Source organism: Halorubrum salinum, from assembly GCF_024494575.1.
Classification (GTDB): domain Archaea; phylum Halobacteriota; class Halobacteria; order Halobacteriales; family Haloferacaceae; genus Halorubrum; species Halorubrum salinum.
Genome location: NZ_JANHDO010000001.1, coordinates 867316 through 886602, shown reverse-complemented (window position 1 = coordinate 886602; position 19287 = coordinate 867316). Strand labels below are relative to the sequence as shown.

Annotated in this window: 22 protein-coding genes, 2 tRNA genes and 1 pseudogene; 10 read left to right on the top strand and 15 right to left on the bottom strand. The window is 69.3% G+C overall.

What is annotated here, in order from left to right:
* Nucleotides 1–207 precede the first annotated feature (207 nt).
* The 8 genes from NO930_RS04775 to NO930_RS04740 all read right to left on the bottom strand — a co-directional run bounded on the left by NO930_RS04775 (nucleotide 208) and on the right by NO930_RS04740 (nucleotide 4665).
* Nucleotides 208–282: transfer RNA gene (locus NO930_RS04775), tRNA-Val, on the bottom strand.
* A 101-nt stretch (nucleotides 283–383) separates the two neighbouring features.
* Nucleotides 384–665, bottom strand: a complete 282-nt coding sequence (locus NO930_RS04770; protein WP_137783288.1) for a DUF7553 family protein — start codon at nucleotides 663–665, stop codon at nucleotides 384–386.
* A 107-nt stretch (nucleotides 666–772) separates the two neighbouring features.
* Nucleotides 773–1306, bottom strand: coding sequence for a cob(I)yrinic acid a,c-diamide adenosyltransferase (locus tag NO930_RS04765; RefSeq protein ID WP_137783289.1), 534 nt, complete (start codon nucleotides 1304–1306; stop codon nucleotides 773–775).
* Entirely contained in the window at nucleotides 1303–1542 is a 240-nt protein-coding gene (locus NO930_RS04760) for a glutaredoxin family protein (RefSeq protein WP_137783290.1), read from the bottom strand. The genes NO930_RS04765 and NO930_RS04760 overlap by 4 nt, the downstream gene beginning before the upstream one ends.
* Nucleotides 1543–1650: 108 nt before the next feature.
* On the bottom strand, nucleotides 1651–2058 hold the full coding sequence (locus NO930_RS04755; protein ID WP_256402670.1) for an acyl-CoA thioesterase: 408 nt from the start codon (nucleotides 2056–2058) through the stop codon (nucleotides 1651–1653).
* A gap of 99 nt (nucleotides 2059–2157) precedes the next feature.
* Nucleotides 2158–2850, bottom strand: a complete 693-nt coding sequence (gene phoU, locus NO930_RS04750) for a phosphate signaling complex protein PhoU (RefSeq protein ID WP_137783292.1) — start codon at nucleotides 2848–2850, stop codon at nucleotides 2158–2160.
* Between the two features lie 191 nt (nucleotides 2851–3041).
* Complete coding sequence (locus tag NO930_RS04745) at nucleotides 3042–4013, bottom strand: HhH-GPD family protein (RefSeq protein ID WP_256402669.1); 972 nt, start codon at nucleotides 4011–4013, stop codon at nucleotides 3042–3044.
* A gap of 25 nt (nucleotides 4014–4038) precedes the next feature.
* Nucleotides 4039–4665 carry a DUF7384 family protein gene (locus tag NO930_RS04740; protein ID WP_256402668.1) on the bottom strand — a complete coding sequence of 209 codons (627 nt, stop codon included), beginning with the start codon at nucleotides 4663–4665 and terminating at the stop codon, nucleotides 4039–4041.
* Nucleotides 4666–4784: 119 nt separating this feature from the next.
* On the opposite strand from NO930_RS04740, the gene pyrF reads away from it, so the two are divergent.
* The 7 genes from pyrF to NO930_RS04705 all read left to right on the top strand — a co-directional run bounded on the left by pyrF (nucleotide 4785) and on the right by NO930_RS04705 (nucleotide 9310).
* On the top strand, nucleotides 4785–5615 hold the full coding sequence (pyrF, locus tag NO930_RS04735) for an orotidine-5'-phosphate decarboxylase (protein ID WP_256402667.1): 831 nt from the start codon (nucleotides 4785–4787) through the stop codon (nucleotides 5613–5615).
* Nucleotides 5616–5866: 251 nt separating this feature from the next.
* Nucleotides 5867–6496, top strand: coding sequence for a tRNA (pseudouridine(54)-N(1))-methyltransferase TrmY (gene trmY / locus NO930_RS04730; RefSeq protein WP_256402666.1), 630 nt, complete (start codon nucleotides 5867–5869; stop codon nucleotides 6494–6496).
* The gene (locus NO930_RS04725; RefSeq protein WP_256402665.1) at nucleotides 6477–6899 is read left to right on the top strand and encodes a CHY zinc finger protein; all 423 of its coding nucleotides are present in this window, start codon (nucleotides 6477–6479) and stop codon (nucleotides 6897–6899) included. Before trmY ends, NO930_RS04725 begins: the two co-directional genes overlap by 20 nt.
* 93 nt (nucleotides 6900–6992) lie before the next feature.
* Nucleotides 6993–7065, top strand: a tRNA-Pro gene (locus NO930_RS04720).
* Between the two features lie 312 nt (nucleotides 7066–7377).
* Complete coding sequence (thyA, locus tag NO930_RS04715; RefSeq protein ID WP_137784212.1) at nucleotides 7378–8406, top strand: thymidylate synthase; 1029 nt, start codon at nucleotides 7378–7380, stop codon at nucleotides 8404–8406.
* Nucleotides 8406–9002 (top strand): dihydrofolate reductase, encoded by a 597-nt coding sequence (locus NO930_RS04710; protein WP_256402664.1) that lies wholly within the window; start codon nucleotides 8406–8408, stop codon nucleotides 9000–9002. The genes thyA and NO930_RS04710 overlap by 1 nt, the downstream gene beginning before the upstream one ends.
* Before the next feature lie 131 nt (nucleotides 9003–9133).
* On the top strand, nucleotides 9134–9310 hold the full coding sequence (locus NO930_RS04705; RefSeq protein ID WP_196219613.1) for a DUF7501 family protein: 177 nt from the start codon (nucleotides 9134–9136) through the stop codon (nucleotides 9308–9310).
* A gap of 36 nt (nucleotides 9311–9346) precedes the next feature.
* Here the strand turns inward: NO930_RS04705 and NO930_RS04700 are convergent, their stop codons facing one another.
* Genes NO930_RS04700 through NO930_RS04690 form a run of 3 tightly spaced genes read right to left on the bottom strand, consistent with a single transcriptional unit; the run spans nucleotide 9347 to nucleotide 12718 of the window.
* Nucleotides 9347–10540 (bottom strand): ABC transporter permease, encoded by a 1194-nt coding sequence (locus NO930_RS04700; RefSeq protein ID WP_256402663.1) that lies wholly within the window; start codon nucleotides 10538–10540, stop codon nucleotides 9347–9349.
* Nucleotides 10537–11295 carry an ABC transporter ATP-binding protein gene (locus NO930_RS04695; RefSeq protein ID WP_256402662.1) on the bottom strand — a complete coding sequence of 253 codons (759 nt, stop codon included), beginning with the start codon at nucleotides 11293–11295 and terminating at the stop codon, nucleotides 10537–10539. Before NO930_RS04695 ends, NO930_RS04700 begins: the two co-directional genes overlap by 4 nt.
* A complete protein-coding gene (locus tag NO930_RS04690; RefSeq protein WP_256402661.1) occupies nucleotides 11288–12718 on the bottom strand; it encodes a CARDB domain-containing protein in 1431 nt (476 codons plus the stop codon). The genes NO930_RS04695 and NO930_RS04690 overlap by 8 nt, the downstream gene beginning before the upstream one ends.
* 180 nt (nucleotides 12719–12898) lie before the next feature.
* Between NO930_RS04690 and psmA the strand changes: the two genes are divergently transcribed.
* Nucleotides 12899–13657, top strand: a complete 759-nt coding sequence (gene psmA, locus NO930_RS04685; protein WP_256402814.1) for an archaeal proteasome endopeptidase complex subunit alpha — start codon at nucleotides 12899–12901, stop codon at nucleotides 13655–13657.
* 84 nt (nucleotides 13658–13741) lie between these two features.
* Nucleotides 13742–14617 (top strand): MOSC domain-containing protein, encoded by an 876-nt coding sequence (locus NO930_RS04680; RefSeq protein ID WP_256402660.1) that lies wholly within the window; start codon nucleotides 13742–13744, stop codon nucleotides 14615–14617.
* 7 nt (nucleotides 14618–14624) lie between these two features.
* On the opposite strand, the gene NO930_RS04675 is transcribed toward NO930_RS04680, so the two are convergent.
* From NO930_RS04675 to NO930_RS04665, 3 genes are all read right to left on the bottom strand, one after another.
* Nucleotides 14625–15512: a hypothetical protein gene (locus tag NO930_RS04675; protein WP_256402659.1), complete on the bottom strand. Its 888-nt coding sequence runs from the start codon at nucleotides 15510–15512 to the stop codon at nucleotides 14625–14627.
* 63 nt (nucleotides 15513–15575) lie between these two features.
* Nucleotides 15576–16445 (bottom strand): CheF family chemotaxis protein, encoded by an 870-nt coding sequence (locus NO930_RS04670; protein ID WP_137783784.1) that lies wholly within the window; start codon nucleotides 16443–16445, stop codon nucleotides 15576–15578.
* A gap of 88 nt (nucleotides 16446–16533) precedes the next feature.
* Nucleotides 16534–17727 (bottom strand): glycine cleavage system aminomethyltransferase GcvT, encoded by a 1194-nt coding sequence (locus NO930_RS04665; protein WP_256402658.1) that lies wholly within the window; start codon nucleotides 17725–17727, stop codon nucleotides 16534–16536.
* Nucleotides 17728–17891: 164 nt separating this feature from the next.
* Here NO930_RS04665 and NO930_RS04660 point away from each other — a divergent pair, with 164 nt between their 5' ends.
* Nucleotides 17892–18545, top strand: a complete 654-nt coding sequence (locus tag NO930_RS04660) for a S26 family signal peptidase (RefSeq protein WP_199242235.1) — start codon at nucleotides 17892–17894, stop codon at nucleotides 18543–18545.
* Between the two features lie 122 nt (nucleotides 18546–18667).
* Here the strand turns inward: NO930_RS04660 and NO930_RS04655 are convergent.
* Nucleotides 18668–19168 (bottom strand): annotated as a pseudogene (locus NO930_RS04655) (NYN domain-containing protein); the annotation flags it as partial.
* Between the last annotated feature and the right edge of the window lie 119 nt (nucleotides 19169–19287).

Sequence of the window (19287 nt, the reverse complement as noted above, 5' to 3'; positions counted from 1 at the left end):
ACACGTTTGTGGGGACGTCAAACGTGCGAACGGTCGTCTCGGTACGCTCGGTTCTCGAACCGGCGCGTGCACTACTTCTTACTGAAGCCAAACACATCCAGCAGTTTGGACACCACTGACCGCAGACTTGGTGGGTTGGAATCAGGGGTAGAGACCTCCGTGCCGCTGTCTGGCGGTTTACTACTTCACACAAACGAAGTGAGCGTATGGGTTGGGGCGGATTCGAACCGCCGACCTGCTCCGTGTGAAGGAGCCGTCATAACCTGGCTAGACCACCAACCCGCTCGTGTCGAGGTATCCGACCTCGCGACTTAAGGGTTACTTTATACGGGTATTACGCGCCGCGAGAGGATCGTTCGGTGAGAGTTTCCGCAGAGTACGCCTTACTCGTCTGCTGCCGCGTCGTGTCCACGGTACTCTTTAACGCGCTTGCGCGCCGACGCGACCGCTTCGCGGGCTTCGCCCTCCGCACGCTCCTCTAGCTCCTTGAGATCCGCCTGTATCCGATCGAGCCGCGACGGCTCGGGCTCCGGCTCGTCTTCCTCTCGACCCACCAGCTCTTTCACTCGCGCTTCGACCGGCTCCAGTTCCTCTTTGACACCTTCTTTCGCGTGTTCGGCAGCCCGGCCGAGGTAGTATCGTGCGTCTTCGAAGTGTTTGCTCATATCTGCCCTTTGGTGAAGGACAGATAAATCCCTTGTGGCGTGCGGCCGGGGTCGAACGCGGTTCAGAGTGTTCACAACTGCGGTGACGGCGAGATCAGCGCGGTCGCTCAGTACGAGGGCGACTCCTCGGGCTCTCCGTCGCGGGCGTTGGCGACCCGTCCGAGCGTGAACAAGAGGTCGGAGAGTCGGTTGAGGTACGTGACGACCGTCTCGTTTATCGGCTCCGAGCGAGCGAGTTCGACCGTCCGACGCTCAGCGCGGCGGGTCACGGTCCGCGCATGGTGGAGCCGCGCGCCGACTTCGCCGCCGCCGGGAAGAATGAACGACCGTAGCGGCTCAAGTTCCTCGTCGAACGCGTCGATCCGGGCTTCGAGCGTCTCGACGAGATCGCTCGTCACTGCCGGGTCGTCGGGGTCCGGGTCGGGGTTCGCGAGGTCGGCTTGCACCACGTGGAGGTGGTTCTGCACCGTCTCCAGCAGTTCGTCGAGGTCGTCGTGGCCGGTCGGACGCACCGTGCCGATCAGCGCGTTCGCCTCGTCGACGGTCCCGTACGCCTCGATCCGCGGGCTGGCCTTCGAGACGCGGCTCATGTCTCTGAGGTCGGTTTCGCCCTCGTCGCCGCGGCCGGTGTAGATCGTCATTCGAGGCTCTTTTCGACGTACTCGACGATGTTCGCGCTCTCTGACATGGTCACGCCGCGCTTCTCGTCGACGATGACGGGGACGCCGCGCTGACCGCTGACCCGCTTGACCTCGTTCCGGTCGGAGTGAAGCGCGTCGACCCACTCGGTCTCGTACTCGACGTCCGCGTCGTCGAGCGCGTCGGCCGCCTTCTCGCACCACGGACACCCGTCGAGTGCGTACAGTCGGATGGACATACGAGTAGATCGGTGCCGGGAGTCAAGAAGGTGGGTGTCACGCGGGCCGCGCGGTACGCCGTTCTGTTCGGGATCTTTCGACCGAAAAGATCCCACGCAGTGTACGACTCAGAGCCCGTGGTACGCGGTCAGCTTCGAGCGCATCGGCTCGGGGACCGGCGTCGGCTCCCGGGTCTCCGGATCGAGGCTGACGATCGTCGCCTCCGCTTCGGCGGCGAGATCGCCGTCGTCGCCTCCGACGCGGATCTCGTAGCTCATCGAGACGCTGGATCGCCCGATCTCGTCGACGTCGCTCAGCACGGTCACCGTCTCGTCGGTGAGTTCGACCGACTGCCGAAAGTCGAACGACGTCGACGCGAGCACGGTCGACGCCTGCGAGAGGTCTGCGTCGAGCACGTCGCGGAAGTACGCCGTTCGGGCCTGCTCGATGTACGTCGCGTACACGGCGTTGTTGACGTGGCCGAGCGCGTCGATGTCGCGGAACCGAACCTCGATCTCCGTGGAGTGGACGGGCATACGCGATCCTACGCGGGGCGGAATATGTAGCCGTCGAGATTGGCAGGCCGCGATGGCGGGGATCGAGCGGACGGGAGAGCGGGGAACTCGTCTGCGCCGTCAGTACAGCAGTTCGTCGTCGTTCTCGATCATGTACAGCGAGCGCGCGGCGATGTTGACCGCGTGGTCGCCGACGCGTTCGAGGTCGCGGATCGTCAACAGGAGCCGAGAGACGTTCTGCATCGTGGCTTCGGTGTCGTCGTCGTTGTCGCCGTCGCCCGCCGCCCGGAGGTCGTCGCGCTCGATGAGGTCGCGGACGACGAGGTCGCTCGCGGCTTCGCAGGCGGCGTCGATCTCGTCGTCCGCCTCGGCGACCGCGTAACACTGGTCGGGGTCGGACTCCGCGTACGCGGCCATCGCCTCCTCGAGCATGTCGAGCGTGTCGTCGCCGATCCGCTGAACGTCGACGTCGGGGAACACCTCGCGGTCGGCGGCTTTCGCGTACTCGCCGAGATTCGTCGCCAGATCGGCGATGCGTTCGAGGTCGGTGATGATCTTGAACGAGGCCGCGATGAATCGCAGGTCGCCCGCGACCGGCTGTTGGAGCGCGATCAGGTCCGTGCACTGTCCCTCTAATTCGAGATAGAGGTCGTTGATCTCGGCGTCGCCGGTGATGACTTTCTCGCCAAGCTCGGCGTCCTGCTGTTCGAGCGCATCGAGGCCCATCCGGAGCCGCTCGGCGACGACCTCGCTCATGTAGAGCACGTCGTCGCGGAGCTCCTCTAACTTCGTCTGATACTGTTCGCGTGGCATCGTGTTAGCGTAGTTCGCACGCCGGACGTACAAAAACACGTCGCCGCAGATCGGACCGCTGAAGACGGGAAATTGGGAGACGCGGGCATGAGATCATAGCCCAATATAGTCGAAACACGGGCGGAACCTGTCGGGCCACGCGACACTCGCCGGACGCTGTCGGCTCCGGCGACTTACAGAGCGCCTCGCGGCTATCGCCGAAGGCGGACGGTAGTCTCCTCCCCGGTCTCCTCAACCGCAAGCAACCCGTCGTCAGCCAGATCCGAGAGCAGTCCACGGAGCCACTCGCGTCCGTACTCGCCGTCCGGAGCGTAGTCCACGCGGATCCGGTGGCCGAGAGCATCCAGTGCCATCTCGTCGTGCTCGCCGAGCAGCCTGACGATCCGCCCCCGGAACTGCCGACGGCTCCCGTCGAAGCTCGGTTGGGTGGGAACGTCCGGCGCGGTGAAATCCCCCGTCTGATAGGCGTGACACCACTCGCGCCACGGGCAGCCGACCTCGTCACACCGCGGTTTCTTCCCGCAGGCGACGCCGCCGAGTTCCATGATCGCGTTGTTCCACACGCGTGACTCGCCTGTCGGCATCGCGTGCGACGCGACTCGTTCGAACGCCGGATCGTCGTCCGGGACGTCGAACGCGCGGTGAAGCACCCGCTTCACGTTGGTGTCGACGACCGCGTCACCGTTGTTGAACGCGAACGAAGCGACCGCGTTGGCGGTGTACGGGCCGACCCCCATCAGCTCCTGTAGCTCCTCCGGTGTCTCGGGGAACGAGCCGTCGTACTCGGATTCGATCTGTCCTGCGGCCTCATGGAGGTACGTCGCGCGGTTGTTGTAGCCGAGCGAGTGAGCCGACCAGAACGCGACCACGTCGGCGCGATCGGCGTCGGCGAGGTCGGCCGGCGTCGGCCACCGGTCGAGAAAGTCTTCCCACGCCGGGACGACGCGATCGAGTTGCGTCTGCTGGCTCATCACCTCGCTGACGAGGATCGGGTACGGGTCCTCGGTGCGCCGCCACGGAAAGGCGCGGTGGTCCGTCCGGTACCACTCGACGAGGGCCTCCCGGACCGCGTCGAGATCGGCGGGGAGATGGGGAGCGTCGCCCTCGCGAAGCGCCGACGGGGACCCGTCCGTCGACGACGAGGGAGCGTCCGTGTCGCTCATGGGCACGCTCGGAGGGGGCCTCGTTTCATTGTACCGGTTCGAGCGACCGCGGGTCGCGGTCGGGACCGGGATACTCCCCGCCGACGACCTCGGGGTAGAGCCGATCGGGCGAGAAGACGGCCGCGAACGCCCGCGGCTCCCTGACGCTCACCGGCATCCGGTCGCGCAGGCCCGCGGCGGCCTGCGGGTTCGTGAGTGACGGATCGAGGCTCACGACCTGCATCGCCCCGCCGCGGTAGGCCGACGCCAGCGCCGGGTGGTCGCCCGCGGGATGCGCGACCGGCTCGCGCCACGACTCGACCGCGGCCCGCCAGTCGCTCGCGAGGTCCGCGTCCGCGAGGTCGCCGATCACCGCCGTCGCGTCGTCGAGCAGCGGATCGCTCGCGACGAGCGTCGTCCACGAGTGCGACCGCAACCGATCGAGCGACTCCCGCGCGTCGCCCCCGGCGAGGAGATCGGCCGCCAGCACGTCGGCGTCGGCCACAACGCGGGCGGGACTCGGTTCGGGGTCGGCCGACTCGGCGTCCCCGTCGGCGTCGGCACCGTCGCTTCGCTCCGCTCCGCCTGATCGGTGGTCCTCGACCGCCGTGCGTATCGATTCCGTGGTCACGCCGCGACCGGCGGCCCGCCCGAAACACTCGCCGAAGCTCATGTTGGGTCGTGGTCGCCCACCGGTATCGGCGTTGCGGCTGTCGGTCCCGTCTCCCGGGAGGCCTCGCCCGCGACGAGCGGAACACAACGCTTAGCGCCTCCCCGCCCGCACCACCGAACATGAGCTTCTTCGAGACGCTCGCGGACCGGATCGCGGCCGCCGACAGCGTCGTCTCGGTCGGACTCGACCCCGACCCGAACCGGCTTCCCGAGTTCGTCGCCGACGCCGACCTCCCGCGGTGGGCGTTCAACCGCCGGATCATCGACGCGACCCACGAGCACGCCGCTTGTTACAAGCCGAACGCGGCCTTCTACGAGGACGCCGACGGCTGGCGCGCGCTCGAAGAGACCATCGCCTACGCCCACGGCAAAGGCGTCCCCGTGCTCTTGGACGCCAAGCGAGCCGACATCGGCAACACCACGCGTCGCTACGCCGCGGCGCTCGACGACGCGGACGCGATCACGGTGAATCCCTACCTCGGCCGCGACTCACTCCAGCCGTTCCTCGACCGCGCCGACAAGGGCGTGTTCGTGCTCTGTCGCACGTCGAATCCCGGCGGCGAAGACCTCCAAGACCTCGAACTCGCCTCCGGAGAACCCCTCTACGAGCGCGTCGCGGCGCTCGCCGACGTGTGGAACGGCAACGACAACGTCGGTCTCGTGGTCGGCGCGACCGCTCCCGCAGAGCTCGCCGAGGTCCGCGAGATCGTCCCCGACATCCCGTTCCTCGTTCCCGGCGTGGGCGCGCAGGGCGGCGACGCCGAGGCCGCGGTCGAACACGGGCTCGCCGCCCGTCGGGACGCGTCCGTCGACGTCGGGCTGGTGAACTCGTCGCGCGGGATCATCTTCGCCGGCGAGGAGTCGAGCCGCCCGGACGACGAGGGGACGTACGTCGGAGCCGCCGGTGACGCGGCGAAGCGGCTCAAAAAGCGGCTGAACCGGCATCGGTAGGTAACGTCACTCGGGATTCGCTGCACGTGGACCTCACCGCTGTCGGCCCGTCTCGCGCTACTGCTGTCTTCCCGCCGCACACGCAGTGCACGCGCTCACCTCCGCGATCCAGTGGTCATCGCAGACGGCGCGGCCGCAGCGCGGACAGCCGTGTCTCGCGGGGGCGGCCTCACATATCTGACACACTCCGGTGACGCTCATAGCGGCCGTCGGGTCGCACCGCTTATGAATATCGGTGACGACTCCCGCGTATGCGCCAGTTCGTCGTCGTCGGCCACGAGGTTCCGACCGATCCGGACGCGATCTCGCTGTCCGACATCCCCGGTGCGGGCCGACTCGATCTGCTGTGCCGGTGCGTCTCGACGGGCGTCTTCCTCTCGCACGGGATCCGCGAGAACGTTCGAGTCCACCTCGTCGTCGCCGACGAGCTTACCGTCACCTTCGACGCCGACACCCTCCGGCACCTCCATCCCGACGAGCGCAACGTCGCCGCGCGCGTTCGAGACGCGCTCGCCGCCAAGCCGGACGCGATCGGACACATGCCGGCCGACGTCTCACCGGGCGTCGAGCTCCGGCGGATGGGACTCGACGCGACCCTCGACAGGATCGCGGGCGACCGCGAGACGAAATCCGACGGGGTGGGCCACGGCGGGACGGTCGTGCAGCTTCACGAGGACGGCGACCCGCTCGTCGACGCCTCTCCCCCTGCCGACCCCGTGTTCGTGCTCTCCGACCATCGGGACTTCACCGACGGGGAAGCCACGCTGATCGCGGACGTCGCGGACCGGCGAGTCCGCGTCGGGCCGGAACTGCTCCACGCCGACGACACGATCGCCGTCGCGCACAATTGGCTCGACACCGATGGATACGAATCGTACTGAGACCGACGGCCGAGATATCACCGCGGACGACACCGGTGACAGTGACCGGCGGACGACGCGTATCCCTGACACAGACGGGCGGTTCGTCGTCCCGCTCCGGGGCGTGGCTGTCGACTCCGAGACGCGGTGTGCTCACTGGGACTCGCCCGTCGACGTCGTCGCGCTCCGGTTCGGCTGTTGTGAGGCGTACTACCCCTGTGACGCCTGCCACGACGCGGTGACGAACCACGAGGCCGAGCCGTGGCCGCGCGACCGGTTCGACGAATCCGCGGCGCTTTGCGGACGCTGTCGTGCGACGCTACCCGCGCGGGTGTTCCTCGACGCGGACGACGCCTGCCCGCGCTGCGGCGTCGCGTTCAACCCCGGCTGTCGGGCGCACGTGGACCGGTACTTCGAGGTCTGAGCGACGAGACGTGAGCGGTCTGGTCCCGCACGGCCGCCGGCGGTTCCCGACTTTCGGAAAGATTAAACCGTCCAACGGCCTTCTCACGAGTGCGGGCCGGTGGGGTAGCTTGGTATCCTTCGGCCTTCGGGTGGCCGTAACCACGATTCAAATTCGTGCCGGCCCATTTTCACCCCACTTCGCAACGACGAGCGCTAGCGAGGAGTCCGTAGTGGGCGTGAAACTGCTGGGTGCGAATTTGAATCAGGGAGCAAATCTCCGATTTGCGACCGTGATTCAATATTCGTGCCGGCCCACTTCTCCCGCATTCGACATACAACGAGGACAGAGACGCGTCAGAATACTCGACTCAGAGGCTGGTTCGAACGATGACTGAGGGCGTCTCGAAGGTATTAGTACACCACCGAACGTTCGGTCGTCAGAGCCAGCCGTCTCGGGGTACCGCGGCGGTATCCGTATCGAGACGACCCGACACATCATGCAACAGTATCTCGACCTCGTCGACGACACGCTCTCGACGGGCACGTACAAGCCGAACCGAACCGGCGTCGACACCATCGCCTCGTTCAGCGGGCAGTACACCGTCGACCTCGCGGAGGGCTTCCCGCTTTTGACGACGAAGAAGATGGACGGCTATCGCTGGAACTCGCTCATCCACGAGGTTCTCTGGTACCTCTCCGGCGAAGAACACGTCCGGAACCTCCGCGAGGAGACGAAGATATGGAACGCGTGGGCGGACGACGAGGGACGCCTCGACACCGCGTACGGCCGCTTCTGGCGTCGGTATCCGATTCCGGACGACGACGCCGCACTGCCCGGCGAGACGTGGCCCGAGGATGCCCATCGGTGGGTGACCGTCGAGGAGGCTCCGGACGGGACCGAGCGCCGGACGTTCGACCAGATCCAGTACGTCCTCGACACGCTCGAAGAGAGCCCTCGCTCTCGCCGGATGGTGGTGAACGCGTGGCACCCGGCCAACGCCGCGACCTCGACGCTGCCGCCGTGTCACTACACGTTCGTCGTGAACGTACAAGACGACCGGCTCAACCTCCATCTCACGCAGCGCTCCGGTGACATCGCGCTCGGCGTCCCGTTTAACATCGCAGCGTACGCGCTGCTGGCGAACGCGCTCGCCCAGCGGACCGGTTTCGAAGTCGGCGAGTTCGGGCACACCGTCGTCGACGCCCACGTCTACTGCGGCCGCGGGGAGCGCGGCACGTGGTACGCGAACAACCTAAAATACGTTCAAGACCGCCTCGCGGCCGTCGAGAGCAAGGCGGACTACCTCGACGTGAAGAGCTGGGTCGAACGGACCGCACCCGACGAGGCCGACGGCGAGGAGGGATACGACCACGTTCCGGGACTGCTCGAACAGCTCTCGCGGGAACCGCGCTCGCGCCCGCGGATCGAGATCGCGGACAAGCCGCTCGACGAACTGACGCACGACGACGTGCGGGTCGTCGACTACGACTCCGCGGACGGTATCTCGTTCGCGGTCGCAGAGTGATGGGGGACGACGCCGCCGACGAGAGCGGCGACGACGACGTGGATGCGGCCGCCGCCGCTCTCGACATCGTCCTCGTCGCCGCGGTCGCCGACAACGGCGTCATCGGCGACGACGGCGGAATGCCGTGGCACTACCCCGCCGACCTCGCTCACTTCAAGCGACTGACGACGGGTCACCCCGTGATCGTCGGCCGCGCGACCTACGAGAGCATCGCCGATCGGATCGGCGGGCCGCTCCCCGACCGCACCAGCGTCGTGTTGACGACGCGCGACCTCGACGACGGCGACCTCCCCGAGGGCGTCGTTGTCGCGAACGACATCGACGAGGCGGTCGCCCGCGCGGCCGCCGACGCCGCGGACCGCGGCGTCGACGCAGTGTACGTGATCGGCGGCGCGACCGTCTACGAGCAGTTCCTCGACCGCGCCGATCGGATGGTGCTGACGGAGGTCCCGGAGCGACCCGAGGGCGACACGCGCTTCCCGGACTGGGACGCGGACGAGTGGGCGGCGGTCGACCGGGAGGTCGCCGCGACCGGCGACGCTGCTGCCGACGGTGACGGCCTCGCGTTCGTCACCTACGAACGGACCGCGGACTGAGGGCGGCGCGTTCTCAGGATAGGGATGCGTATTTGCTCTGTCTCTCGGCGAGGCGGTGAACAGATCGGTGCTATCTTCGATCAATGCTGATCGAGACAACACTTTTGTTCCATGGTGTGATACAACATACCATGGCTTCGGCAGAGACCGATATCGAGCCAAGACGGTGTCCGTTCTGTGGCGCGGAGCTCGCGTCTCCCGGCGCGGGGTTCGTCCGCCACGTCGAGGACGCGCCCGACTGCCGCGACGCGTTCGAGACGTGGCGCGACCGCGTGACGGACGACATGCGCGGCGGCTGGGCGGGCTGAGGGGAGCGCCGCCGCACCGGGCTTCGCGAACCCCGATCAGCTCCGCAGTGCCTCGACGGGGCGCTCGTTCGCGGCCTTCCACGCGGGGTACGCGCCGCTGACGATCCCGACGCCGACACCGAACGCGAGCGCGAGCAGCAGGTAGTAGCCGTTCGTCGGATCGAGCACGAGCGACGCGTCGACCGCGGGCGTCGACGCGACGAGGCCGGCGACGAGCACCACGGTGAGGAGCGTTCCCGCGGCCGCGCCCGCCGCGCCGATGAGCCCGGCCTCCGCGAGCAGCACGCGCAACACGTCCCGCCGCGTCACGCCGACCGCGCGCATCACGCCGATCTCCTGCCGGCGCTCGACGGTACTCATCAGCATGACGTTGAGGATCGAGACGCCGGCGACGACGAGCGAGATGCCCCCCAGACCGAGCAGGAACGTGCTCAACAGGTCGAAGAAGCCGTTGATCTCGTCGACGACGGCGGCGAGTTCGAACAGGTCGACGCGCTCCTCGCGGGCGTTGACGTCCTCGCGGATCGCGTCGGCGGCGGCCTGCGCCGTCGCGCCCGACTCGGAGACGACGAGCGCCTGCGCGTACCCGTCCGCGGCGAACGCCGATTCCGGGAGGAAGACTGCGTCGTCGGGCGCGACCGGACTGAACGTCTGGCTCTCTGCGAGCACCGCGACGACTCTGACCTGCGACCCGGCGATCTCGACGGTGTCGCCCGGCTCGACCGCTAACTCTTCGGCGACGCCCGCGCCGACTATCGCGCCCTGTCTGTGGCGCTCCGGAAGCTCTCCCTCGGCGGCCTCGAACGCGAGCCCGGGCTCGGAGACGCCGTAGACCGTCGCGAACGTCTGTGCGCTCTGTCCCGCGACGACGGCGTTGTCCGAGTAGAGCGGGACGACCGCGGGATCGCCGACGGACGGATCGTCCACCGCCCGGCGGATCGCGGTCACGTCGGCCTCAGAGAGCGACTGAACGCCCGCGTCGGCGTTCGGCGAGACGACGACTTGCGTCCCGATGTCACCGATCGCGTCGTCCGCGCCGAGCGCGAGCACGTTGCCGAATATCCCGAGCGCGGCCACCGCGAGGACGCCGATACACACCCCGAGCACGGCGAGGACGGTCCGCGTTCGGTTCCGTCGGAGGTTCCGCGCGGCCATCGAGACGGCGGGCCGCCAGCCGCGAACCCACCCCGATCGGTCGGCGCCGCGCGGCGATCTGCCGGCGTCGCTCATCGATCACCCGAGGCCGTCGAACGACGGATCCGTCTCGCGTCGTCGACGCCGTCATCGCCGGGACCGCCGACGTCGGCGTCGGCCTCGGCAGGGACGCCGCCGACCACGACGCCGTCCGTGAGTTCGACGACTCTGTCGGCGTACTCCTCCACGAGCGGGTCGTGTGTGACCGCCACGACGGCGACGCCCTCCGACTTCACGCGCTCGAACTCGGCGAGGATCGCCGATCCGGTCTCGGTGTCGAGGTTTCCGGTCGGCTCGTCCGCGAGAAGCACGGCGGGGTCGTTGATGAGCGACCGGGCGATCGCGACGCGCTGTTTCTGTCCGCCGGAGAGTTCAGACGGCCCGTGGTCGAGCCGATCGCCGAGGCCGAACCGGTCGAGGAGCGACGCCGCGCGGTCGCGCGCGTCGCCGGGGTCGAACGCGGTCGGCAGCGCGACGTTCTCGACCGCAGAGAGCGTCGGGAGGAGGTGGAAGTCCTGAAAGACGAACCCGATCGACTCCTTTCGCGCCGTCGTGCGCTCGGCGACGGACAGGTTCGTCACGTCGGTCCCGTTCAACAGCCGCTGCCCGTCGGTGGGGTCATCCAGCAACCCGAGCACGTTGAGAAGCGTCGACTTCCCGGAGCCGCTCGGGCCGACGACGGCGACGAACTCACCGGGCGAGACCGCGAAGTCGACGTGATCGAGCGCGACGACCGGCTCGCCGCCACTCGAATACCGCTTGACCACGTCGCGCAGTTCGAGGCTATACATCGCGTCGGCGTGCCACGCCCCCGACGACGGCCAGTCCGGCGATCCCGGCGACGCCTATCGCGCCGATCCCGCCGACGCCGAGCGACCCGAGCGTCCCGACCGCGCCACTGTCACCGCCGCTTTCGGTTCCGCTCCCCGCCGACTCCGGAAGGGCGACGGCCGCGGTTTCGGTGTAGCGCACGCCACGCTCCGTGTACGCGATCCGGATCGGGACGGCGTCGGCGACGGAGGCGTTCGCCGTCGTCTCCAGATCGAAGGCGACGAAGTCGCTCGCACCGACCGTGCCGACGAAGTACTCCTCTCCGGCGGGCGTCGGCGAGACGCCGTCCGCGCCGGCGACCGAGACGACGACGCCTTCGATCTCTCCGGTCCCGGCGTTCGCGAGGTTGGCGTCGACGGCGACGGTCCCGTCTGGGCCGGTCTGGACGGTCGCGTCGGTCACCGTCGGACTCCCGCCCCGAGTCGGGTAGCGGACCGTCGACTCGGCGGTCCGCTCCGCGCCGACCCCGTCTCGCGCGTCTGTCCCCGACCGGAACGCGGCCGTGATCGTCACGTCGGACCGGCGGTCGAGCGGCCCGAGGTCGACGACGACGCGGCGTTCCTCGCCGGGCGCGACGGGGTCGATCGCGTACGGTCCGGCTTCCACGGTGGCGTCTTCGGCGTCGTTCGACGCGTCATCACCGCCCGGTGGAGCGTCCACCGCCGTGCCGACCGCCGTCAGGCTCACGCGGTCTGCGGTCGACGTCCCGGTGTTGACGACCGTGACCTCGATCGGCGACTCGGCCGACGCGAGCGGCTCCGACTCCGCGTTCTCGCCCGCGTCGAGGTCGCCACCGCCGCCGAAGACGCCTTCGATACCGCCGACGCTCACGCCGCCGCTCCCGGCCTGATCGCTCTCGTCGGACCGGAGGTCGTCGGGATCGAGCGCGCGAGCGCGAACGGCGAGGTCGACCGCGGCCGGCTGCACGTCGACGACGACGTCGCGGGAGACGGTGACGCTCTCCGCCGAGTCCTCGCCGTCGACCGCCTCCTGATCGGCGACGACCTCGACCGTGAGTCGGTGCTCGCCGGGCTCCTCGAACGTGGTCCGAAGCTCGACGTCCGTCGCGTCGCCGGCGGAGAGCGCGCCGACACCGGTCGCCTCGTCTCGGACATCGGCGGGGCCGTCCGCGTCGCGGAGCCGAACGCTCGTCACGTCCGCCGCCGCCGGGCTCCCCCCGGAGTTCGAAATCGACACGTTCAGCGTCGTCCGCTCGCCGACCGCGGGCTCGTTCGAACTCGCGTCGACCGCGTCGATCGTGATCCGAGCGTCGGGCACCGCCGCGGCTCCGCCGACGGCTCCGACCACGGCGAGGAGGGCCACGAGCGCGGCTGTCGTTCGTGTGGGAGTCAATGTCGTCCCTGTTACGGGACCGACCGGCATATATCCGTCGTAGCCGGGGATCGGACGCAGCGCGTCGGCCGCCGCCGACGTTCAAACCGAATCTGACGTACCTGCTCGGCCCCGCGTCGGACGTACCGGTTACGGATGCTTTTTCAGTCGTCCGACGTAATGGGAGGTAATGAGCCAGCGTGACACCGCGAGAGCGGGTGATCGACGATGATGGGTGGTAACGACCAGCAGGCGTACGACCGCGGCACGTCGCTGTTCTCGCCCGACGGCCGTATCTACCAGGTCGAGTACGCCCGCGAGGCCGTCTCTCGCGGCGCGCCGAGCGTCGGCGTCCGGACCACGGACGGCGTGGTCTTCGTCGCGATGTCTCGGGCGTCGTCGACGCTGATGGAGGCGGAGAGCATCGAGAAGCTCCACAAGCTCGACGACCACCTCGGCACCGCGAGCGCGGGCCACGTCGCCGACGCTCGCCAGCTGATCGACCTCGCGCGCCGCCAGTCACAGGGGAACCGCCTCCGGTACGGCGAGTCGGTCGGCGTCGAGACGCTGACGAAGTTCGTCACCGACCACATCCAGGAGAACACCCAGCGCGGCGGCACGCGTCCGTACGGCGCGGCGCTGCTCATCGGGGGAATCGACAACGGCGAGCCGCGCCTGTTCGCGGCCGACCCCTCCGGCACGCCGAACGAGTGGAAGGCGACCGTGATCGGCGGCGGCCGCCAGACGATCCAAGAGCACCTCGAAGACGAGTGGAGCGAGGACCTCTCGCTCCGAGAGGGCGTCGAACTCGGGATCGCCGCGCTCGCGGCCCACGAAGATGATCTCGACCCCTCCGACCTCGCGGTCGCGACGATCACCGCAGAGGACGGGTACCGGACCGTTCCCGGCGGCGAAGTCACCGAAGCGTTCGAGGCCACCGGACTGGCCGACGACGCGGCAGACGACGACGTAGCGGGCGACGAGGAGTAGCCCGCCTAGCCCGCCGGAAATCGCCGGCCGACGGCGAGCCCGATCGGACCCACCCTTTTTGCGTTGCTGGCGTGAAGCCGGCGCATGGTGCGTATCGGCGAACTCGTCGCGTATCCGCTGAAGTCTGTAGACGGCGTCTCGATCGACCGGGCCGAACTCGGCCCGAAGGGGGCGCTTCGCGGCGACCGTTCGTACGCGCTCGTCGAGGCCGGAGTCGATCCTCACGAGGCCTCGGTCGGCGGCGACGGCGGCTACGTCAACGGGAAGCGCGAGCCCGCCGTCCACGGGCTCAACGCGAGCTACGAGCTGGCCGACGGGCCCGACGCGACGCCGACGGCGGTCACGCTCGACCGGCCCGCGCGACCGGAGACGGGCGTCGCCGCCGCCGAGCGACGGTTCGCCCTCCCAGACGACGGCGAGGCGCTCGCGGCGTGGGTCGGCGAGTACCTCGGATATCCGGTCGATCTCGTTCGCGAGCCGGACGGCGGACTCCCCGACGACCGCGCCGCGCCCGGCCCGACCGTCGTCTCGCGGGCGACCCTAGAGACGGTCACCGGATGGTTCGAGGAGGTCGCCGACCCGACCGAGATGCGCCGCCGGCTCCGCCCGAACGTGGTGCTCGCCGACTGTCCCGCCTTCTTCGAGGACCGGCTCTTCGCGGACCGCGGCGAGGGCGTCCGGTTCACCGCCGGCGAGACCGAACTCCTCGGCGTCAATCCCTGTCAGCGCTGCGTCGTGCCGTCTCGGGACCCGGACACGGGCACGGAGATCGACGGCTTCCGCGGGCGGTTCGTCCGCAAGCGCCGCGAGACGCGCCCGGCGTGGCTCGACGGCGACCGGTTCGACCACGCGTTCCGGCTGATGGTCAACACCGTCGTCCCCGAGACGTCGTGGGGCGACACCGTCGCTGTCGGGGACACGATCGCGGTCGGAGACGTGGTACGAGTCGACGAGGCGTGACGCGAGCCTATCGCCCGCCGTCGGTCAAGGCGATCGGCTCCTCGTCGGCCTCGCTCGCGACCTCGGGGGCCGGTTCTTCGGAAGCCGTCGGGTCGGTGGCGGGTTCGTCGACGCCGAAGTGCGTCCAGAGGGTGACGGCGACGACCGCGTAGGCGACGAGATCGTAGTGGACGGTTCCCTCGAAGCCGGTGAAGGCGGCGAGGGTGCTGTAGCCGAACAGCGCGGTCACGCCGCCGACGAACGCCGCGTCGTTCGTGACCCGGCCCGCCGCGAGCGCGCCGATCGCCCGGCGGATACGGGGGCCGCATGCGACGAGGAACGCGATTCCGGAGAGCGCGCCGAGGTTGACGAAGAAGTGCGTCGCCATCTGCGAGTCGAGGATCGACTGCAGGTACTGGACGGTCACCGGATCGTAAAACAGCCACTCGGCGCGGGTCGGGTACAACACCGCGATGTACGGCGTCGCGACCATCAGTCCGAAAAGCACCGCGACCGCGACCCTCGCGGACGCGAACTGCGAGGCCCGGCGCGTCTCGAAGGCCGCGTCGCCGGGGCTCACGACGAAGCCGAGCGATTCGAGCGTCTCTCTGAGATCGTCGCGCGAGAGCGACGGGGCGTGGTGGATCCCGACGGTACCGTTTCGGGCCGTGGCGGAGACGGCGCTCACGCGCTCGCGGTCCGCGAGGACGGCCTCGAGGAGTCGCTCTCTCCGGTCGGTGTCGATCCCGTCGACGGCGAACGTGTCGTGGTCGTGCGCTTCCGGCACGCGCGCGACTCGCGGCCCGGGCGATCGTCCGGACGCGTCTGCGCGGGCGTCGATCCCGGAAGGATCGATCCCACGGTCGCGGGCCGCGGCGTCGAGTTTCGTTCGGTGCCTGCGGCGGTCGGCTGGCATGTGAATCACCTTCGTCCCCAGTAGCTTGAACGTTGCCCCTGTGTCGGCGCGGACGCGCGTCGTTCAGGAGTTGACCGACTCGAGATACGACGTGACGATCATCTTTCCCTTGCGAGTGAGCGCGGCACCGGACTCCCCGTCGACGACGAGCGACTCCTCGCGGAGCGTCTCCAAGATCATCGACGTCTGGGCCACGTCGCCGGTCACCACGTCCGAGATGTTCGCTTCGCCGCCGGCCGAGTAGATCGAGACGAGTATCTCCAGCTGCTCTTCCGTCGGATCGAACGACTCGACGTCCTCTTTCACCTCCTCGTACTCCAACTTGATGTACCGGCCGAGGATGTTCAGCGTCCGCCCGTTCGGGACCGTCGCGATCGACGTGACCGTCTGCGTGTCCGGGACGTGTCGAAACACGAGCGCCGGCCGCCGCGTCCCGCCGAGCGTCCGGTCCGTGCGCTCGTAGTCGATGACCGTCGAGAGGTCGACCCGAAACGGCTCCGGACAGTTCGTGAACCCGATCGCGCCCGGCGACAGCGAGACGGACGCCGTGTGGTCCTCGGCGTCGGTGACGCGCCCGCCGATCTGCGCCGGGTGGCGAACCGTGACGGTCACGTTCCGCAGCAGGGCGGTGAAAAGCAGCCGCGTGAACCGATCCATGTCGTCCGGCTCTCCCTCGACGAGGGCGCTCTTCCGAGCGCCGTTCCGCTCGTACGCGACGGTGACGCTGTCTTTGAAAAACGACTGTAGGTCGCCCGGCACCGTGCCGACCACGATGTCGAACACGGACGACAGCGGGATCGTCGCCTTCCCGTCGTCCGTCGCGAGCACGAGTCGGCGCTGGCTCAACAGGACGCGACCGCTCACCGGATCGCCGCTCCCGAAGTCGGTGGCGTGCACGCGGCCGACGAAGTCGGCGACGACGGACTCTTCCATCGAGTGCTCCTATCAGCCGTTCGCTATTCACTGTTACCCTCGGCGGCCGGGACGCGAACGGGGCGACGCTCACCCCCGGCGGTTCCGACTACCGGTCGAGGAAGGGCGGGACGACTATCTCGGCGCGCTTCTCGTCGCCGCGGACGACGACGCTCACCTCCGCCCCCGCTTCGATGAAGCTCTCGTGGAGGTAGCCGAGGCCGATCGGCTCGTCGAGCGTCGGGCTCATCGTGCCGGAGGTCAGCCGTCCGATCCGCGTGAGGTCGCCGTCGGTGACCGCGTAGCCGCCGCGCGGAACGCCGCGGTCGAGGAGGCGCACCCCGACGAACCGCTCGTCGACGCCGGCCTCGCGCTGTGCCGCGAGCGCGTCGCGGCCGACGAACTCCGTGTCGAGGTCGACGACGAATCCGATGTCGGCCTCGTAGGGCGTCCGCGGCTCGCCTTCGGGGTCGAAGTCCTGCCCGGAGAGCAGGTAGCCCATCTCCATGCGGAGGGTGTCGCGCGAGCCGAGCCCGCACGGCTGTGCCGGTCCGTCGCTCGCCTCCCCCCCGACGAACGCCTCCCAGACCGCCGCGGCGTCGGCGGCCGGGCACATGATCTCGAAGCCGTCCTCGCCGGTGTAGCCGGTCCGTGCGACCCAACTCGGCGCGTCGGCGACCGCCGCCGCCGTCGCCTCGAACTTCGAGAGGCCCGTGACTGCGCCCCCGCCGGTCGCGTCGTCGAGCGCGGCCGCCGCCTCCGGACCTTGCACCGCGAGCATGGCCCAGTCGTCGGTCGCGTTCGCGACGGCCGCGTCCAGTCCCCACTCGTCGCGGTGGGCGACCCAGCGGTCGTACATCTGGTCGTCGTGACCCGCGTTCGGTACGAAGAGGTACGCGGGATCGCCGGAGGTGTCGTCGAGGTCGGGGTCGGGATCCGCAGCGACGTCGGCGAGCGCCGAGGTGGCGGCCCCCGCCTCGATACCGTCGGGGAGCCGGTAGACGACCGTGTCGTCGAGCATGATCCCCTCTGTGTTCGTGATCGCGGCGTACTGGGAGTCGCCGGGGTCGAGCGCGGTCACGTCGTTCGTCGTCAGGCGGTCGAGCAGGGCGGCCGCGTCCGGGCCCGAGACCTCGATCTCGCCCATGTGAGAGACGTCGAAGACGCCGACCGACTCCCGCACTGCGGCGTGTTCCTCGCGGATCGAGTCGAACTCGACGGGCATCTGCCACCCGCCGAAGTCGGTGAACTTCGCGCCGCGCGCGTCGTGCGTCCCGTGGAGGGGCGGCTGTCGGTCCGTCATGCGAACACACTCGCCGGCACGTCTCTTTAACCCAGTGGCCTCGGGGCGCGCCGCGTCGGCGGACCGTGAGCGGGCGGGACACCGCAGATCGGGTCCGGCGACGGTGACGCGTCCGGCTCACGCCGCCGACAGCCTCAAAGCCGACCGGTCCCTCCGATAGCGACGTGCAGGGAGACCGATCGGGACCGTTCGGTCCAGCCGTCGCGGTCCTCGTCGTCGCGCTCGTCTCGGCCGCGGTCGTCGGCGCGTGGCCCCCGCTCGTCGCCGTCGAGAGCGGGAGCATGGCCCCGCAAGTCGAGCGCGGTGACCTCGTCGTCGTCACGGCGACCGACCGCTTCCCGTGGGACGGCGTCACTGGACACGTCGCTCCCGGCGCGCCGACCCGGCTCGGCGACGCGGGCGACGTGGTCGTCTTCGACCCGCCCGGGGACGGTCTCGGGCCGATCCTCCACCGCGTCGCGTTCCCGGTTTCGGCCGGCGAGGACTGGACGGACCGCGCCGATCCGGCGCTTCTGGACGGCGACTGCGCCGAACTCGACGCCTGTCCCGCCCCGCACGACGGGTACATCACCTACGGCGACGCCAACGGGGAGTACGACCAGAGCGCGGGGATAGCGCCGGTCGTCCGCGAGGAGTGGATACGCGCCAAGGCGGTGATCGCCGTGCCCGAGCTCGGATGGTTCCGCCTCGCCGTCGACGCCGCGATCGCCCGCATCGGGCTCGTTCCGACCGCGATCGGACTCGGCGGCGTCGCCGCCGCCACGGGCGGGATCGGCGCGGTGCTCCTCGGTCGGATCCGCTCTGAACGTCGGGTCTGACCGCGTCGCTAGCGGGTTCGGTCCTCGTGGATCGTTCCGCCCACGCCCGGTCCCTCGGCTGCGTCGCCCCCTCTAGTCGCATCACGCTCTTCGGCCTCCGCGGTCGCGTCTGCCTCTGCAGCTGCGTCGGTCTCCGGAGTCCCCACGGTCTCCGCGGCCGCGTCGGTCCCGAACTCCACGTCGCCGTCGAGAGTCACGGACCCGTTCGCGGCGTTTCGCAGGGCGTCCGATCGGCCGAACTCGCCGGGCGCGATCGCGAGCGTCCGGATACCGAACCCGTTCGCCGTCTCGACGACGGGTTTGAAGTCCGTGTCGCGCGAGGCGATAGCGAGCGTCGCCATCCGACCCTCGGCGGCGAACCGAGCCGCGTCGACCGCGAGTTTCACGTCGACGTCCCCGCTCGTGACCACGACCTCGAAGCCGCGCGCCTCCGCGGCCTGAATCAGCCCCGGCGTCGCGTGCTCGTCGAGGTACAACCGGGTCGTGACGAGCGGCCCCTCGGCTTCGGCCGCGCGCCGCACGTCGTCTAAATCCACGTCGAACTCCTCGCGCAGTACGTTCGGTCCGTCGACGAACAGCGCCACGCCGCCGGCGTCCGCGTCCGTCTCGCCGCCTTGATCCATGGCTCAGATTCGAGACCCGCGAAGATATGGATGGTGATTGCCGGCGGCGCGCGACGCGAGGCCGGGAGCCCGCCGTTCGTCGGTCGCCGCCGAACTCCACGTCGGATCGGAATATAACG

Bases quoted from the DNA above. Each gene is read 5' to 3' on its own strand.
- NO930_RS04770 (WP_137783288.1), bottom strand. From the start codon at position 665: ATGAGCAAACACTTCGAAGACGCACGATACTACCTCGGCCGGGCTGCC.
- NO930_RS04765 (WP_137783289.1), bottom strand. From the start codon at position 1,306: ATGACGATCTACACCGGCCGCGGCGACGAGGGCGAAACCGACCTCAGA.
- NO930_RS04760 (WP_137783290.1), bottom strand. From the start codon at position 1,542: ATGTCCATCCGACTGTACGCACTCGACGGGTGTCCGTGGTGCGAGAAG.
- NO930_RS04755 (WP_256402670.1), bottom strand. From the start codon at position 2,058: ATGCCCGTCCACTCCACGGAGATCGAGGTTCGGTTCCGCGACATCGAC.
- phoU (WP_137783292.1), bottom strand. From the start codon at position 2,850: ATGCCACGCGAACAGTATCAGACGAAGTTAGAGGAGCTCCGCGACGAC.
- NO930_RS04745 (WP_256402669.1), bottom strand. From the start codon at position 4,013: ATGAGCGACACGGACGCTCCCTCGTCGTCGACGGACGGGTCCCCGTCG.
- NO930_RS04740 (WP_256402668.1), bottom strand. From the start codon at position 4,665: ATGAGCTTCGGCGAGTGTTTCGGGCGGGCCGCCGGTCGCGGCGTGACC.
- pyrF (WP_256402667.1), top strand. From the start codon at position 4,785: ATGAGCTTCTTCGAGACGCTCGCGGACCGGATCGCGGCCGCCGACAGC.
- trmY (WP_256402666.1), top strand. From the start codon at position 5,867: ATGCGCCAGTTCGTCGTCGTCGGCCACGAGGTTCCGACCGATCCGGAC.
- NO930_RS04725 (WP_256402665.1), top strand. From the start codon at position 6,477: ATGGATACGAATCGTACTGAGACCGACGGCCGAGATATCACCGCGGAC.
- thyA (WP_137784212.1), top strand. From the start codon at position 7,378: ATGCAACAGTATCTCGACCTCGTCGACGACACGCTCTCGACGGGCACG.
- NO930_RS04710 (WP_256402664.1), top strand. From the start codon at position 8,406: ATGGGGGACGACGCCGCCGACGAGAGCGGCGACGACGACGTGGATGCG.
- NO930_RS04705 (WP_196219613.1), top strand. From the start codon at position 9,134: ATGGCTTCGGCAGAGACCGATATCGAGCCAAGACGGTGTCCGTTCTGT.
- NO930_RS04700 (WP_256402663.1), bottom strand. From the start codon at position 10,540: ATGAGCGACGCCGGCAGATCGCCGCGCGGCGCCGACCGATCGGGGTGG.
- NO930_RS04695 (WP_256402662.1), bottom strand. From the start codon at position 11,295: ATGTATAGCCTCGAACTGCGCGACGTGGTCAAGCGGTATTCGAGTGGC.
- NO930_RS04690 (WP_256402661.1), bottom strand. From the start codon at position 12,718: ATGCCGGTCGGTCCCGTAACAGGGACGACATTGACTCCCACACGAACG.
- psmA (WP_256402814.1), top strand. From the start codon at position 12,899: ATGGGTGGTAACGACCAGCAGGCGTACGACCGCGGCACGTCGCTGTTC.
- NO930_RS04680 (WP_256402660.1), top strand. From the start codon at position 13,742: ATGGTGCGTATCGGCGAACTCGTCGCGTATCCGCTGAAGTCTGTAGAC.
- NO930_RS04675 (WP_256402659.1), bottom strand. From the start codon at position 15,512: ATGCCAGCCGACCGCCGCAGGCACCGAACGAAACTCGACGCCGCGGCC.
- NO930_RS04670 (WP_137783784.1), bottom strand. From the start codon at position 16,445: ATGGAAGAGTCCGTCGTCGCCGACTTCGTCGGCCGCGTGCACGCCACC.
- NO930_RS04665 (WP_256402658.1), bottom strand. From the start codon at position 17,727: ATGACGGACCGACAGCCGCCCCTCCACGGGACGCACGACGCGCGCGGC.